The sequence below is a fragment of the Burkholderia sp. Bp9142 genome (genome assembly GCF_003853415.1).
GTDB lineage: Bacteria > Pseudomonadota > Gammaproteobacteria > Burkholderiales > Burkholderiaceae > Burkholderia.
On sequence record NZ_QTPP01000107.1, the window covers coordinates 1 to 581 of the forward strand.

Here is a 581-nt window from a genome sequence, read left to right on the forward strand (position 1 = left end):
CGCGACAACCCGAGGATCGCCACTTCCGGCGCGTTGATGATCGGCGTGAAGTTCGTGCCGCCGATCCCGCCGAGCGACGAGATCGAGAAGCAACCACCCTGCATCTGGTCCGGCTTCAGCTTGCCGTCGCGCGCGGCCTTCGACAGCTCGGCCATTTCCTTCGCGATATCGACGAGGCCCTTCTTGTCCGCATCGCGGATCACCGGCACGACGAGGCCGTTCGGCGTGTCGGCCGCGAAACCGACGTGGTAGTACTGCTTGAACACAAGGTTGTCGCCGTCGAGGCTTGCGTTGAAGGTCGGGAACTTCTTCAGCGCGGCGACGACCGCCTTGATCACGAACGCGAGCATCGTGAACTTCACGCCCGCCTTCTCATGCTCCTTGTTCAGCTGCACGCGCAGCGCTTCGAGCTCGGTGATGTCCGCTTCGTCGTTGTTCGTGACGTGCGGGATCATCACCCAGTTGCGATGCAGGTTCGCGCCCGAGATCTTCTTGATGCGCGACAGCGGCTTCGCCTCGAACGGGCCGAACTTCGAGAAGTCGACCTTCGGCCACGGCAGCAGGTTCAGCTCGCCGCCGCC

General features: G+C 63.5%; 1 protein-coding gene. It reads right to left on the minus strand.

Annotation, left to right across the window (positions count from 1 at the left end; all coding sequences use genetic code 11):
• A partial coding sequence (locus DIE22_RS37855) for a 2-oxo acid dehydrogenase subunit E2 (protein WP_185640794.1) occupies positions 1-581 on the minus strand: 581 nt, incomplete at both ends.